12 protein-coding genes are annotated in these 13,551 nt (G+C 70.9%); 9 read left to right on the top strand and 3 right to left on the bottom strand.

The window, feature by feature from the left end; translation table 11 throughout:
- Positions 1-31: 31 nt before the first annotated feature.
- Positions 32-910 (bottom strand): LysR substrate-binding domain-containing protein, encoded by an 879-nt coding sequence (locus tag A9977_RS07720; RefSeq protein WP_183024301.1) that lies wholly within the window; start codon positions 908-910, stop codon positions 32-34.
- Positions 911-1,025: 115 nt separating this feature from the next.
- Here A9977_RS07720 and A9977_RS07715 point away from each other — a divergent pair, with 115 nt between their 5' ends.
- From A9977_RS07715 to metC, 4 genes are all read left to right on the top strand, one after another.
- Positions 1,026-1,628, top strand: coding sequence for a cysteine dioxygenase family protein (locus A9977_RS07715; protein ID WP_183024300.1), 603 nt, complete (start codon positions 1,026-1,028; stop codon positions 1,626-1,628).
- A 123-nt stretch (positions 1,629-1,751) separates the two neighbouring features.
- Positions 1,752-3,332, top strand: a complete 1,581-nt coding sequence (locus A9977_RS07710; protein ID WP_183024299.1) for a rhodanese-like domain-containing protein — start codon at positions 1,752-1,754, stop codon at positions 3,330-3,332.
- A gap of 132 nt (positions 3,333-3,464) precedes the next feature.
- On the top strand, positions 3,465-4,406 hold the full coding sequence (locus A9977_RS07705) for a tripartite tricarboxylate transporter substrate binding protein (RefSeq protein ID WP_259651869.1): 942 nt from the start codon (positions 3,465-3,467) through the stop codon (positions 4,404-4,406).
- Positions 4,407-4,422: 16 nt separating this feature from the next.
- Positions 4,423-5,652: a cystathionine beta-lyase gene (gene metC, locus A9977_RS07700; RefSeq protein ID WP_183024297.1), complete on the top strand. Its 1,230-nt coding sequence runs from the start codon at positions 4,423-4,425 to the stop codon at positions 5,650-5,652.
- Between the two features lie 20 nt (positions 5,653-5,672).
- Here metC and A9977_RS07695 read toward each other — a convergent pair whose 3' ends face one another.
- Positions 5,673-6,590, bottom strand: coding sequence for a hydroxymethylglutaryl-CoA lyase (locus A9977_RS07695; RefSeq protein ID WP_183024296.1), 918 nt, complete (start codon positions 6,588-6,590; stop codon positions 5,673-5,675).
- A 214-nt stretch (positions 6,591-6,804) separates the two neighbouring features.
- Between A9977_RS07695 and A9977_RS07690 the strand changes: the two genes are divergently transcribed.
- The 4 genes from A9977_RS07690 (at position 6,805) to A9977_RS07675 (ending at position 10,556) form a co-directional block, all read left to right on the top strand.
- Complete coding sequence (locus A9977_RS07690; RefSeq protein WP_183024295.1) at positions 6,805-8,979, top strand: malate synthase G; 2,175 nt, start codon at positions 6,805-6,807, stop codon at positions 8,977-8,979.
- Positions 8,980-9,254: 275 nt separating this feature from the next.
- Positions 9,255-9,530: a proteophosphoglycan ppg4 gene (locus A9977_RS34190; protein WP_259651860.1), complete on the top strand. Its 276-nt coding sequence runs from the start codon at positions 9,255-9,257 to the stop codon at positions 9,528-9,530.
- 113 nt (positions 9,531-9,643) lie between these two features.
- Positions 9,644-10,270 carry a L,D-transpeptidase gene (locus tag A9977_RS07680; protein ID WP_183024294.1) on the top strand — a complete coding sequence of 209 codons (627 nt, stop codon included), beginning with the start codon at positions 9,644-9,646 and terminating at the stop codon, positions 10,268-10,270.
- Positions 10,271-10,295: 25 nt separating this feature from the next.
- Positions 10,296-10,556 (top strand): cysteine-rich CWC family protein, encoded by a 261-nt coding sequence (locus tag A9977_RS07675; protein WP_183024293.1) that lies wholly within the window; start codon positions 10,296-10,298, stop codon positions 10,554-10,556.
- Here A9977_RS07675 and A9977_RS07670 read toward each other — a convergent pair.
- Entirely contained in the window at positions 10,523-11,947 is a 1,425-nt protein-coding gene (locus A9977_RS07670) for a putative zinc-binding metallopeptidase (RefSeq protein ID WP_183024292.1), read from the bottom strand. The genes A9977_RS07675 and A9977_RS07670 overlap by 34 nt on opposite strands.
- Before the next feature lie 128 nt (positions 11,948-12,075).
- Here A9977_RS07670 and A9977_RS07665 point away from each other — a divergent pair, with 128 nt between their 5' ends.
- Entirely contained in the window at positions 12,076-13,551 is a 1,476-nt protein-coding gene (locus A9977_RS07665; protein ID WP_183024291.1) for an MFS transporter, read from the top strand.

Below are 13,551 nucleotides of genomic sequence, written 5' to 3'. Positions count from 1 at the left end.
TAAGGGACGCTGATGCGTGGACGCCCGTGCGTCACGACCGCTCCAGGCCGTCGGAGCGCAGCAGCCCCAGGTGCTTCTTCAGGGTGTCGAAGACCTGGCGCGTGACCGGGTTGACGACGTGGCTGCGCACGTAGAGGTAATAGACGAGGTCGGGCAGGCGCGGCATGCCGTCGCCCGGCCCGAGCACGCGCAGGCCGGCATCGAGCTGCTCGACGCCGCGCGCCGTCACGCCCAGGCCCGCGCGCAGGGCGGCCTTGATGCCGATCAGGCTCGACGAGGTGTAGCGCGGCGTCCAGGCGACGCCGGCGGCATCCAGCGCCTCGTGGCCGATGCGGCGGAAAATGCTGGGCCCGTCCGCCATGATCAGCGGCACCGGCTTGGCCGGATCGTGCAGGTAGCCCGCGCCGCACAGCCACACGGTCGGCGAAGTCCGCAGCACCACGCCTTCGAGCTGCGGATCGCTGCGATTGGAGATGATCATGTCGAGCTCGCCGCTCTGGATCGATTTCATGAGGAAGGGGCTGCGGCCGATGTGGATGTCGAGTTGCAGCAGGGGCGAGTTGCGCGCGATCTCGGTCAGCAGCAGCGGCAGCATGGTGTCGGCCACGTCGTGCGGCGCGCCGATGCGCAGCACGCCTTCGAGCTGGCCCTGCTGCAGGCTGCGCAGGGCTTCGTCGTTGATCGCCAAGAGGTGGCGGGCGTAGACGAGCAGCCGCTGCCCATGGTCGGTGAGGCGCTTGTTGCGGCCGTGCTTCTCGAACAGCGGATGGCCGATCTGCTCCTCCAGCCGCTGCATCTGCTGCGTCACGGCCGACTGCGTCTTGCCCAGGTGCACCGCCGCGGCGGCGAAGCCGTCGTGCGCCACGATCGCAGCCAGCGCGCGCAGCAGTTCGAGATCCAGTGTGCCCATTGATTAACTTTACTGATGTTTTCAGTGCCGCAGCTGGATTGTTCGAACGGACGGTCGTCACTAAAGTGAAGTCCGGCGAATCCCACCGACCACGAATTCCGAAGGAACCATTTCCATGACCGCGACCCATGCTTCCCTTGCCGACGAACGCCAGCAGGCGGTGCAGTCCGCCATCGCGCACATGAAGGAAACGCTGCGGGGCGGCGAGGCGACCCGCGAGACGCTGGTTCCGGTGCTGGACGCGCTGCTGCAGCTCGCCGACCAGAAGCCGCTCTGGCAGGAGGACAGCTTCCAGGCGCCCGCCGCCGGCGAGCACCAGGCGCGCTACCTGATCGCCGAGGACGCCGACCAGAGCTTCGCGCTCTACCTCAACGTGATGCGGCCGGGCAAGCGCATCGTGCCGCACAACCACACGACTTGGGCCTGCATCGCGGCGGTCGAGGGCACCGAGCACAACCGCGTCTACGAGCGGCTGGACGACGGCACGGTGCCCGGCGTGGGCCGGCTGCGGGAGACCGAGTGCGTGGTCGTCGCGCCCGGCACCGGCATCGCGCTGATGCCCGAGGACATCCATTCGGTGGAGATCCAGGGCGAGCAGGTGATCCGCCATCTCCACATGTACGGCCGGGCGCTGGAGACGCTGAACGCGCGCACCGGCTACGACCTGGACGCCGGCACCTGCCAGACCATGGGCATCGGCGTGCAGACGCGCCGCTAGTGCGCCGCGGCGGCAGCCGCCTGTCCCGACCTCCACACACACCCCGCTGCGACGGCCCCCGCGCCGCCGCGGCAGCGACCGCGCACGCCGGTCGTCCCCTCCCTCCACCCAGCCCTTCCGCGCATGACGACCTACCTGTCTCCCTCCACACTGAAATCCTGGCTGCACGACGGACAGGAGGTCGCGTTGCTCGACGTGCGCGAGCATGGCCAGTACGGCGAAGCGCACCTGTTCTATGCGGTGCCGCTGCCCTACAGCCGGCTCGAGATCGACGCGCCCCGGCTGGTGCCGCGCCGCAGCGTGCGCCTGGTGGTCTGCGACGCGGGCGACGACAGCACGCCCCAGGTGGCCGAGCGGGCCGCCGCGCGGCTGGAGGCCCTGGGCTACACCCAGGTCCGGGTGCTCGAAGGCGGCACGCGCGCATGGAAGGCGGCGGGCTTCGTCCTGTTCGCGGGCGTGAACCTGCCGTCCAAGACCTTCGGCGAGCTCGCCGAGCAGACCTACCACACGCCCCGCATCGGGGCCGACCGCCTGGCGCGGATGCTGGCGCAGGGCGAACCCGTGGCGGTGCTCGACGGCCGTCCGCTGTCCGAGTTCCACAAGATGAACATCCCCGGTGCCACCTGCTGCCCCAACGGCGAACTGGCCTGGCGGGTGTCGACGCTGGTGCCCGATGCGACCATGCCCATCGTGGTCAACTGCGCCGGACGCACGCGCAGCATCATCGGCGCGCAGACGCTCATCAACCTGGGCGTACCCAACCCGGTGTACGCGCTGGAGAACGGCACGCAGGGCTGGTACCTCGCCGACCACCGGCTGGCGCACGGCGGCACCCGCGGCTACGCCGAGGACTCGGGCAGCCCCGCGCTGAAGCCGGCCGCCGAGGCGCTCGCGCAGCGCTTCGAGGTGCCGCAGGTGGATGCGGCCACGGTCCGCGGCTGGGCCGCCGACCCGCAGCGCACGCTGTTCCTGTGCGACGTGCGCACGCCCGAGGAGTTCGCCGCGGGCAGCCTGCCGACGGCACAGCACACGCCGGGCGGGCAGCTGATGCAGGCCGGTGACCAGTACGTCGGCGTGCGCGGCGCGCGCCTGGTGCTGATCGACGACGACGGTGTGCGCGCGCCCACGGTGGCGAGCTGGCTGCGCCAGATGGGCCACGATGCCAGCGTGCTCGAAGGCGGGCTGGCCAGCGGCCTGGCGCTCCCGCCGGCCGATGCGCCGCAGCCCCCGGCGCTGGCCGGCATCGATGCGGCGACGCTGGCCGCGCGCCTGCGCCGCGACGAGGTGGCGCTGGTCGACCTGCGCCCCGGCATGGCCTTCCGCGCGGCGCACATCCCGCAGGCGCGCTGGTCGATCCGGCCCGCGCTGGCCTCGCTGCTGCAGCACGAGACGCGGCCGGTCGTGCTGGTCGCCGACACGCCCGCGCTCGCCGCGTGGGCCGCCACCGAATGGCCCGGCGGGCGCCCCGCGCCGCTGCTGCTCGACGGCGGCATGGCGGCCTGGCGCGAAGCCGGACAGCCCGTGGCCGCGAGCCCGGACACGCCGCCTGACGCGCAGTGCATCGACTACCTGTTCTTCGTGCACGACCGGCACGACGGCAACAAGGAGGCCGCGCGCCGCTACCTGGCCTGGGAGACCGGCCTGGTCGCGCAGCTCGACGCCGACGAACTCGCCGGCTTCCGGCTGCCGGCCGCATCGGCCTAGATCTCGCTAGCGCCTTTCCCGTTTTCCGCCTCTTCCACTTTCAGGAGTTTCGCCATGCCTTCCGTGCTTCGTGTGCTTCGTCTCCCGTCCCTGCTGCCATGGGCCGCCATCGTCGGCTGCGCCGCCTCCTTCATGCTGCCGGTCGCCTCCGCCGAGCCGCTGCCGCAGCGCAACGGCTTCCCGTCGCAACCGATCCGCTTCATCTCGCCCTTCCCACCCGGCGGCGGCAACGACGGCACCACCCGCTTCGTCACCACCCGGCTGCCGGAGCTGACGGGCCAGTCGGCGGTGGTTGAGAACCGCGGCGGCGCGGGCGGCAACATCGGCGCCAAGGCCGTGGCCGACGCCAAGGCCGATGGCTACACCGTGCTCACGGCCCAGGTCTCGCTGATGGCGGTCAACCCCAGTCTCTATGCCTCGGCCGGCTTCGACCCGCTGAAGAACTTCGTGCCGATCACCCAGATCAACGCGGCGCCGCTGGCGCTGGTCGTGGCGGCCGAATCGCCCTACAAGACCTTCGCCGACCTGGCCGCGCGCACCAAGAGCCACCCGGGCACGGTGACCTATGCGACGCCCGGCAACGGCACCCTGTCGCACCTGTTCGGCGTGGTGCTCGGCAAGGACAGCGGCATCGAGATGACGCACGTGCCCTACAAGGGCGCGGGGCCGGCCATCACGGACCTGCTGGGCCACCAGGTGGACGTGCTCGTGAGCTCCACCGCCTCGGTGGCCGGCATGCTGCAGAGCGGCAAGATGCGTGCCCTCGCCGTCACCAGCCCACGCCGCATCGGCGTGTTCGCCAAGGTGCCGACGCTGGAAGAACTGGGCTACCCGAACACCCGCTTCGAGGACTGGTACGGCTTCTTCGCGCCCGCCGGCACGCCGCCGGAACGCGTGGCCTACCTCAATGAAGCGCTGGTGCGCACGCTGCGCATGCCCGAGGTCAGCCGGCTGATCACCGACGGCGGCAGCGAGGTGGTCGCCGGCACGGCCGACGCCTTTGCCGCCCAGCTGCAGCAGGACATCGTCCGCTGGGCGCGCGTGGTGAAGCTGTCCGGCGCGAAGATCGACTGACCCGGCGCGAGCGACCATGCGTGCCCCATCCCCCCCTGCGCCCGGCCTGGGCCTGCAGACCCGCCTGCTGCACGCGGGCCAGGCGCCCGCCTATGCCGGCGGCAGCGCGGTCAACCCGCCGCTGGTGCGCGCCAGCACCGTGCTGTTCGACAGCGTCGCGGCGCAGCGCGAGATGCGGGCGCGCCGCGGCGACGAGCGCCTGTTCACCTACGGCGCGCGCGGCACGCCCACCACCTTCGCGCTCGAGGACGCGGTCACCGAGCTCGAAGGCGGCTTCCGCACCCGGCTGTTCCCGACCGGCCTAGCGGCCGTCGGCATGACGCTGCTGGCCTACCTGAAGCCCGGCGACCACGTGCTGATGTCCGACAGCGTCTACGAGCCCGTGCGCAAGCTGGCGGAGGACTTCCTCGCGTCCTACGGCATCGGCTGCACCTTCTTCCGCGCCGACGGCAGCGACGTGGCGGAACTGCTCACGCCCGCGACGCGCATGGTCTACGCCGAATGCCCGGGGTCGCTGGTCTACGAGCTGTGCGACCTGCCCCGCCTGGCCGCGCTGGCCCACGCGCACGGCGCCTGGCTCGCGGCCGACAACACCTGGGGCTCGGGCTGCCAGTACCGCCCGCTCGCCCTCGGTGCCGACATCTCCATCATGGCCGCGACCAAGTACCTGTCAGGGCACTCGGACGTGATGATGGGCACCGTGTGCACCACGCGCGAGGCCTGGGAACCGCTGGCGCGGCGCAGCGACACCTTCGGCATGACGGTCAGCCCGGACGACGCCTGGCTGGTGCTGCGCGGCATGCGCACCCTCTCGGCGCGGCTGCAGATGCACGAGCGCCACGCGCTGCAGGTGGCCGCCTGGCTGCAGTCGCGGCCGGAAGTCGCGACCGTGTTCTGCCCCGCGCTGCCGACGCATCCGGGCCACGACCTGTGGCTGCGCGATGCCGCCGGCACCAACGGCCTGCTGTCCTTCGAACTGCAGCCGCAGATCTCGGCGCTGGCGGCCGAGCGGCTGGTGGACAGCCTGTCGCTGTTCGGCATCGGTGCCTCCTGGGGTGGCTTCGAGAGCCTCGCCGTCCTGGTCGACATGGCGCGCGCCCGCAGCCGCGCGGACTGGCAGGGGCGCGGACCGGTGGTCCGCCTGCACGTGGGGCTGGAAGACCCGGCCGACCTGCTGGCCGACCTGGACGCGGGCTTCGCCGCGATGCAGGGCGCCGCCGCGGGTGCCGCTGTTCCTGGGCCGTAGCCTCGATGCCGACCGCCGCCTCAGGGCCGGAAGCCCTTGGGCAGGCCGGCCTCGGGCGTCATGCCGTACACCGGTTCGCCGGGCAGGCCGGCCATGAGCGGCGCGCGCGCCGCGATCAGCTGCGGCAGGTCGATGCCGGTGCGCACGCCCATGGCCTCGAACATGAAGACCAGGTCCTCGGTCACCACATTGCCCGAGGCGCCCGGCGCATAGGGGCAGCCGCCCAGGCCGCCCAGCGAGGCATCGAAGGTGCGCACACCCTCGTCATGGGCCGCCAGGCAGTTGGCCAGGCCCAGGCCGCGCGTGTTGTGCATGTGGGCGGCGCCGGCCTTGTCGCCCAGCTCGGCGCGCAGCCGGCGGAACAGCCGCCGCACCTGGGCCGGGTTGGCGTAGCCCACGGTGTCGGACAGCCCGGCTTCGTCGGCGCCGGCCTCGATGCATTGCACCGCGAGGCGGATCACCTCGTCCTCCGGCACCTCGCCCTGCAGCGTGCAGCCGAAGGCCGTCGACAGGCCGGCCTCGAAGCCGACCTGCGGTGCGAGGCTGCGGCGCAGCTCGGCGATGGCGCGCACCTCCTCGACCATCTGCGCGCGCGTCTTGCGCACGTTGGCCAGCGAATGCGCCTCGCTGGCCGACACCGGCACGGTGAGCTTGTGCACGCCCGCGGCCAGCGCGGCCTCGGCGCCGCGCCGGTTGGGCACCAGCGCCATCACCGTGAGGCCGGGCAGCGAGACCGCATGGCGCACCACCTCGGCGGCATCGGCCATCTGCGGCAGCAGCCGCGCGGGCACGAAGGAGGCGACCTCGATCTCGCGCACGCCCGCGGCGTAGAGCGCGTCGATCCAGCGCAGCTTGTCCGCCGTGGGCATCGTGGCGTGGACGGACTGCAGTCCGTCGCGAGGGCCGACCTCGCTGATCAGCACATCGGGCTGGGGCATGGGGACATCCGTGGCGTTCGAAGGAAGAGGATCGCATTGTCGCCATGCGGCCGTTGCCGGCGCGACCGCTCCATCATTACCTTCATTTTTGTCATCAATCAAAGGATTTCCCGGCGATTAATTGGCAGTCGGGGATGCAATAAAGTAGAGGGCCAGGCAGCGTCGCGCGCCCCGGCGCGCTTTCTTTGCCCCCCATCCACCAGACGAGGTTCCCATGACCGATCGCACCACCGTCCACGGCCTCCAGGTCGCCAACGAACTCCACCGCTTCATCGAAGACAAGGTGCTGCCCGCCACCGGCGTGGACAGCGCGCGCTTCTGGCAGGGCTTCGACGCCATCGTGGCCGACCTGGCGCCCAAGAACATCGCGCTGCTGGCCGAACGCGACCGGCTGCAGGCCGAGCTCGACGCCTGGCACAAGGCGAATCCCGGCCCGATCGCCGACATGCCCGCCTACCGCGCCTTCCTCGAGAAGATCGGCTACCTGCTGCCGCAGCCCCAGGACGTGACGGCCACCACCGCCAACGTCGATGCCGAACTCGCGCTGCAGGCCGGCCCGCAGCTGGTGGTGCCGATCCTGAACGCGCGCTACGCGCTCAACGCCGCCAACGCGCGCTGGGGCTCGCTGTACGACGCGCTCTACGGCACCGACGCGATCCCCGAGACCGACGGCGCCGAAAAGGGCAAGGGCTACAACCCGGTGCGCGGCGCCAAGGTCATCGCCTTCGCGCGGGAGGTGCTCGACCAAGCCGTGCCGCTGGTCAACGGCTCGCACAAGGACGCGACCGGCTACAGCGTGAAGGACGGCCAGCTGGTCGTCGCGCTGCACAGCAGCAGCACCGCGCTCAAGGACCCGGCCGCCTTCGTCGGCTACCAGGGCGACGCGGCCGCGCCGTCGTCGGTGCTGCTCAAGCACAACGGCATCCACCTCGACCTGCAGATCGACCGCACGACCGCCATCGGCAAGACCGACGCCGCCGGCGTGAGCGACCTGGTGCTCGAAGCCGCGCTCTCGACCATCCTCGACCTCGAGGATTCGGTGGCCGTGGTCGACGCGGCCGACAAGGTGCTGGCGTATTCGAACTGGCTGGGCATCCAGCAAGGTACGCTGACCGAGGAAGTCGCCAAGGGCGGCAAGACCTTCACCCGCGGCCTGAACCCCGACCGCGAATACACCGGTGCCGACGGAAAGCCGCTGAAGCTGCACGGCCGCTCGCTCATGTTCCTGCGCAACGTGGGCCACCTGATGACCAACCCGGCCATCCTCTACGGCGACGGCCAGGAGATCCCCGAAGGCATCCTCGACGCCGTGGTGACCACCACCATCGCCACCATCGACCTGAAGCGCAAGGGCAACTCGCGCACCGGCAGCGTCTACATCGTGAAGCCGAAGATGCACGGCCCGGCCGAAGTGGCTTTCGCCAGCGAGCTGTTCGGCCGCGTCGAGCAGCTGCTGGGCCTGCCCGCCAACACGGTGAAGCTGGGCATCATGGACGAGGAGCGCCGCACCAGCGTCAACCTCAAGGCCTGCATCGCCGAAGCCGGCGCGCGCGTGGCCTTCATCAACACCGGCTTCCTCGACCGCACCGGCGACGAGATGCACACCGCGATGCACGCCGGCGCGATGCTGCGCAAGGGCGACATCAAGGGCACCAAGTGGATCGCGGCCTACGAGAAGAACAACGTGCTGGTCGGCCTCTCGTGCGGCCTGCGCGGCAAGGCGCAGATCGGCAAGGGCATGTGGGCCATGCCCGACCTGATGGCCGACATGCTCAAGCAGAAGATCGGCCACCCCAAGGCCGGCGCCAACACCGCCTGGGTGCCCTCGCCCACGGCCGCCACGCTGCATGCGCTGCACTACCACCAGGTCAACGTGGCCGAAGTGCAGAAGGAACTCGAGAAGATCGACGCCAACGCCGAGCGCGACAACATCCTCAACGACCTGCTGCAGATCCCGGTCGCGCCGAAGCCGGTCTGGAGCGATGCCGACAAGCAGCAGGAGCTGGACAACAACGTGCAGGGCATCCTGGGCTACGTGGTGCGCTGGATCGACCAGGGCGTGGGCTGCTCGAAGGTGCCCGACATCCACAACGTGGGCCTGATGGAAGACCGCGCCACGCTGCGCATCTCGAGCCAGCACATCGCCAACTGGCTGCTGCACGGCATCGTGACGAAGGAGCAGGTCAATGCCACCTTCGAACGCATGGCCGCGGTGGTCGACGGCCAGAACGAGGGCGACAGCCTCTACCAGCCGATGGCCGGCCACTTCAAGACCTCGGCCGCCTACCAGGCCGCGCAGGACCTGGTGTTCAAGGGCCTCGAGCAGCCCAGCGGCTACACCGAGCCGCTGTTGCATGCGTGGCGGTTGAAGGTCAAGGGCGAGGCCTGATCCAGCGGCCCCTCGCGGCAGCATGAACGGCACCTTCGGGTGCCGTTTTTTTTGGCCCACGCGCACCCCACGACAGCGCAGGCGCGCAAGCCGGCAGCCCCGATGTCCACACGCAAGGGCACGTTGCGCCTACACGGCACCGCGCGGCATGCCGACCCGGTGCGCCATGCCCCGCCCCCTAAGGTGAACGCAGCTGTCCCCAAGGGCCAGCAGCGATGCCGGCCCCGCCGGTTCGGTCGACACCCTGTTCGTTCCACCACCCTAGGAGATACAACATGATCCAACGCACTGCCCCCCTTCTCGCCGCCCTTCTGCTCGGCACCGCCGGCATGGCTTTCGCCCAGGGCAACCCGCCGACCAACGCCTCGCCCAACCCGGCGACGGCCGCGGGCCAGCAGACCCAGATGGGCACGCCGATGGGCACCACCGGCACCCCGACCGGCCCGGCCGCGGGCGCCCCCATGAACAACACCGCCGCCCCGGCCGCGGCGCCTGCACCGGCACCGATGCCCGCGCCGGCGATGCGTCCCGCACGCGCCGACCGCAACTGAGGGCGGCCCACGCCGCCACGCGAGGCCGGCATCGCCATGCGCTGCCGGCCTCGTGCGTTGGAAAAACAGCTTCCGGGCGACACTGCGTCGTCACCAAATTCCGAAGGGCCGACATGACGCGTTCCTCCTTCTGTACCCGCATCGCCGCGATCGCCCTGCTGGGCGCCGCGGGCTTCGCGCAGGCGGCGCCGCCTGCGCCCACGTTGTCGACCGATGTGCGCACCGTGGTGCAGGGCGTGCTCGCCTCGAACGACCACCAGCGCCAGCCCTTCGCGGTGATCGACAAGAAGAACGCGCGCCTCTACGTCTACGACGGCGAGGGCCGGCTGCAGGCCTCGTCGCCGGTGCTGCTGGGGCTGGCGCGCGGCGACCGTTCGGTGCCCGGCATCGGCGAGCGGCCGATGGCGCAGATCCAGCCGCACGAGCGCACCACGCCGGCTGGGCGCTTCGTGTCGGAGCCCGGCCGCAACACCGGCGGCGAGGACATCGTCTGGGTCGACTACGACGCGGCCGTCTCGATGCACCGCGTGCGCGCAAGCAACAAGGCCGATCGCCGCCTCGAACGGCTGGCCACGCCGACCGTGGCCGACAACCGCATCTCCTACGGCTGCATCAACATACCGGCGAGTTTCTACGACAGCTACGTGAAGCCGGCACTGGGCACGGCGCATGGCGTGGTCTATGTGCTGCCGGAAGCCAGCAGCCTGCGCGAGCACTTCCCTTTCCTGGCCGGCGGCTGAGTCGCGCAGGGCCGACAATCGGTCCATGCCCACGCCTGTGCCGACCGATCCCACGCGCTGCCCGCTGTGCGGCGCGTCGAACGCCTGCGCAATGGAGATCGAACGCGCGACCGACGAGGCGCAGCCGCCCTGCTGGTGCATGGCGGCGGATTTCAGCTTCGGCGAGGCGCTGCTGGCGCGCATCCCGGCCCAGGCGCGTGGACAGGCCTGCATCTGCGCGCGCTGCGCAGCGGCGGCCGCCGACGACGGCGCTCAGCGCGGCGGCGTGCCTTCGCCCTCGTCCTGAAACATCCCCTGGTTCTGCTGCAGCCCGGTCTGGCAGAAAGGCTGCTGCGCCTGCACCTGGCCCTGGCTCTGTCCCTGGCTGTTCTCCATCGGCGCATCGACCGGCGGCGGCAGCGGCGCGGGGGCGGCGTCGAGCGGCACGTCGGTGCCGGTGGCCTCGTCCTGCGGCGCGCCCGCGTGGTCGCGCTGGCGCTGCTCGGTGATCACCTGGTGGATGAACTGCAGCTTGCCCACGGTGGCACGCGGCAGCACGAAGGGGTAGTAGTCGGGCTGGCCCATGCTGCGCGACAACTCGTTGAGCACGTTGGTCAGCCGCACCCAGCCATTGAGGAAGTCGAGGAATTTCAGCGCGCCCGGGTGCTCGGGTTGCCAGAGGTCCTCGACGGTGAACAGGTCGCTCGCCAGTTCGACGTTCTGCGCGTCGACGCCGAAGCTCATCGCGGTGTCGGCCGTGTCGGCCATGTGCAGGTAGTGGGCCCAGGTCTCGGCCCAGTCCTCCCAGGGATGCGAGCTGGCGTAGCTGGTGACGAAGCGCACCGCCCAGTCGGGTGGGGGGCCGTTCTCGTAGTGCGTGCGCAATGCGGTCGCGTAGTCGGCGCGCTCGTCGCCGAACAGGCCGCGGAAGCCTTCGACCCAGGGCGTGGGCGCCACCAGCAGGTCCCAGTAGTAGTGGCCGATCTCGTGGCGGAAGTGGCCCACCAGCGTGCGGTAGGGCTCGCGCATCTCGGCGCGGATGCGTTCGCGCACCGCATCTTCGGCCTCTTCGGCGTTGAGCGTGATCACGCCCATCTCGTGGCCGGTCAGCACATGGGGGCCGCCCGGCACGTTGCTCAGGAAATCGAAGGCCAGGCCATGCACCGGATCGGCATGGCGCGTGACCACCGGCAGGCCCAGCGCAAGCAGTTGCGAGAGCAGCCGGCGCTTGGCCTGCTCGAGCTTGCGCCACAGCGTGCCGTTGGTCTCGATCGAGAGGTCGGGAATGGTCCGGGTCGCGCTGCACGACAGGCAGTAGCCGGGCGCCAGGCCCTGCGGCGAGGGCACGGCGTCGCCGCCCGGCGCCGGCATGGGCACCATCCAGTTGCAGCCGGCCGCGGTCAGGAAGTTGGCGCAGCGCCGCAGCACCGGTCCGCCGGCATCGCCGAAGACGGTGAAGGTGTCGGTTTCGGGGCCGGGCGAGAGCGGCACCACGCCCAGCCGCTCGGGCACGAAGCCCAGCGGCGTGCGGCAGGCCAGGCACTGGCTGTTGCCGAGGAAGACCGGCCGGCCGCACTGGCACTGGTAGGCGCGGCTGATGGTGGGCGCGCGCAGGTCGGCGGCCAGCGAGGAGGCATTGCCGTCGGGCAGCCCCTGCGGATCGACGGCCTGGCTGCCGTCATCGGAGAGAGAGTCCATGGTGTATGTTCTTCTGGGTGGGTGTGGGACAGCGCAGGCATTGTCTCCCCCGCTTCCGGGCGCCGCGAAGCGCAAAGACCGATATCCTTGTAGGACAGGCCGACCCCAAACGGCCGCCGCCCCGCCCCATGACCGCCTCGCCCCTCCCCTCCCTCAGCCAACGCTATGGCGAACGCTACCGCTGGCTGCTGCTGCTGTCGGTGATGGTCGGCACCATGGCCTCGATCATGTCGTCGACCATCGTCAACGTGGCGATCCCCGGCATGAGCCATTACTTCGCGCTGGGCCAGGAACGCGCCCAGTGGGTGAGTTCGGGCTTCATGGTGGCGATGACGGTGTCGATGCTGACCACGCCCTGGCTGCTGGGCCGTTACGGTTATCGGCGCACCTATGTCGGCACCATGGTGCTGCTGCTGGCCGGCGGCATCGCGGGCGGGCTGGCCAACGACTTCTCGCTGGTGCTGATCGCGCGCGTGGCCGAGGGACTGGCCGCGGGCGTGGTGCAGCCGATCCCGGCCATCATCATCCTGCGCGCCTTCGAGCCGCACGAGCAGGGCCGCGCCAGCGGCATCTTCGGCATGGGCGTGGTGCTGGCGCCGGCCATCGGGCCCAGCATCGGCGGCGTGCTGGTCGACCTGTTCGGCTGGCGCTCGATCTTCTTCATGGTGGTGCCCTTCTGCCTGGCCTCGATCTGGCTGGCCTACAAGTTCGTGCCCACCACCGCACCCGGCGGCGCGAGCGCGCAGCGCACCAGCGGGCTCGACTGGCGCGGCCTGCTGATCGGCACCGTGGGCACGCTGTGCCTGCTCAACGGCCTGGTCACGCTGCGCGGCGACGCCCCGCTGGAGGCCGCGGCCCTGCTGGCCGGCGCGGCCGCCTCGCTGGTGCTGTTCATCTGGTGGCAGCGGCGCCTGATGGCCGCCGAAGGTGCGCCGCTGATGAACATGGCGCTGTTCGGCTACCGGCAGTTCTCCATGGGCACGGTGGTGGCCTTCATCTACGGCGCGGCGCTGTTCGGCTCGACCTACCTGCTGCCGGTCTACATGCAGGTGGCGCTGCACCTGTCGGCCTCGCACGTGGGCACGATCATGCTGCCGGCCGGCATCGTGCTGGCCTTCACCATCGCCGGCGTGGGCCGGCTGGCCGACCGCCAGCCGACCTGGCTGCTGGTGAGCATCGGCCTCGCGCTGCTGGCGGTCTCGTTCACGCTGATGCTCGCGCTCTCGCTGGGCAGCGCGCTGTGGCTGCTGGTGGTCTTCGCGGTCATCGGGCGCATCGGGCTGGGCTTCATCCTGCCCTCGCTCAACCTGGGCTCGATGCGACCGCTGGCCAAGCCGCTGATCCCGCAGGGCGCCAGCACCATCAGCTTCCTGCGCATGCTGGGCGGCGCGGCCGGCGTGAGCCTGTGCGCGATCGCGCTCGAATGGCGGCTGGCGGCGCACGGAGATTCGCTCGCCAACCCGCTGAGCAGCCCGGCGCGGCTGGCCGCCTTCAACGAGGTCTTCCTGATGCTGGCCGCGCTGTGCGCGCTCGCCATCTGCGCGGCCTGGCAATTGCGCGTCCGCGCGCCCTTCCCCCCCAAGACCACGTCCGAGGAAACCTGA

The sequence above is a fragment of the Variovorax sp. UMC13 genome (genome assembly GCF_014170375.1).
Classification (GTDB): Bacteria; Pseudomonadota; Gammaproteobacteria; order Burkholderiales; family Burkholderiaceae_C; genus Variovorax.
This window is presented reverse-complemented; position numbering and strand designations above follow the sequence as displayed.